Origin of the sequence: Cryobacterium sp. 10I1, assembly GCF_035019805.1 — a bacterium.
In the GTDB taxonomy this organism is placed as follows: domain Bacteria; phylum Actinomycetota; class Actinomycetes; order Actinomycetales; family Microbacteriaceae; genus Cryobacterium; species Cryobacterium glucosi.
Map to the genome: position 1 here is coordinate 1 of NZ_JASJVF010000460.1, position 1,410 is coordinate 1,410.

Sequence of the window (1,410 nt, forward strand, 5' to 3'; positions counted from 1 at the left end):
GCCCGAATCCGTTGTGCGGATCCCCCCGGGTCGCCTGATCGGCTCCGTGATCTTCAGCGGCTTCACCGTGTTCGTGCTGATCGCGATCGCGGTGCTGATCTGGAGCGTCTCCGCCGGCGGCAGCGGCTGGCTGCTCATCGCGATCTTCCCCGGACTGATCGCGAGCCTCAGCTTCTACGTCAACCGCTTCACGAAGTCCCTGCGCTACAGCATCGCGGGCACGCCGGACGGGGTGCGCGTGGGCTTCGGCCTGCTCTCGGTGAGCAACGAGACGCTCCCGCCCGGCCGCATCCATGCCGTGCGGGTCTCGCAGCCGCTGATCTGGCGCCCGTTCGGCTGGTGGCAGGTGCGCATCAACACCGCTGGCCACTCCACGAACAAGGGCGCCGCCGGCGAGGCGCACACCACCACCCTCCCGGTCGGCACACTCGCCGACGTCGCCAGGGTGCTCGAACTGATCCTGCCCGGTTTCGACAGCGACTCCGGCTCCGAGAACGGCCGGGAGAAGCTGCTCGTCGACCACGGCGTGCGCTCACCCGGCGGTGACGACGGCTACACCAACGCGCCGCGCCGGGCCGCGTGGCTCCGTCCGTTCTCCTGGCGGCGCACGGGCTTCACCGTCGCAGCCGACACGGTGCTCCTGCGCCGGGGTTTCGTCAGCCGGGAACTCACGCTCGTGCCGCTCGCCCGGCTGCAGAGCATCGCGATCGAACAGGGCCCGATCCAGCGGATGCTGCGCCTCGCGAAACTCCGGGTGCACACCGTCGCCGGCCCGGTCGTCGCCACCCTCCCGGTCATCGACGTCCGCGAGGGGGAGAGCCTGTTCGAGCGCCTCTCCGCGGGAGCGATCTCGTCCGCTCGCGCCGACACCAGTCATCACTGGGCCGACCCCGGGCATCCGCTGAACCGGGCGATGCCAGACCGGCCGGCGCAGACCCTCGCACCGGCAGCGGAGGCGGCGCTGTGAGCGCCCGCCCCGGGCGTCTCGGCATCGGCATCGTCGGTGCCGGCAGGGTCGGCCCGATCCTCGGAGCCGCCCTCGCCGGAGCCGGCCACGCGATCGTCGGCATCTCGGCGATCTCGCAGTCCAGCCGCGACCGGGCGGAGGCGATCCTGCCGTTCGTGCCGATCCTGACCGTGCCCGAGATCGTCGAACGCAGCGAACTCGTGATCCTCGCCGTGCCGGACGCCCAGCTCGCGAGCCTCGTCGCCGGGCTCGCCGCGACGAACACGTGGCAGGCCGGGCAGCTCGTGCTGCACACCTCGGCGAGGTTCGGCATCGGGGTGCTCGCGCCGGCGCTCGCCCAGGGCGCGATCCCGCTCGCCATCCACCCCGCGATGAGCTTCACCGGCACGAGCATCGACCTCGCCCGCCTCGCCGACAGCTATTTCGCCGTCACCGCGCCGACC

General features: G+C 72.1%; 2 protein-coding genes. Both read left to right on the forward strand.

Annotation, left to right across the window (positions count from 1 at the left end; genetic code table 11):
• On the forward strand, positions 1 to 967 hold a 967-nt coding region (locus QN345_RS19055), incomplete at its 5' end, for a PH domain-containing protein (RefSeq protein ID WP_323509117.1).
• Positions 964 to 1,410 (forward strand): NAD(P)-binding domain-containing protein (locus QN345_RS19060; RefSeq protein WP_323509118.1); only part of this gene is annotated, 447 nt, incomplete at its 3' end. The genes QN345_RS19055 and QN345_RS19060, both read left to right, overlap by 4 nt.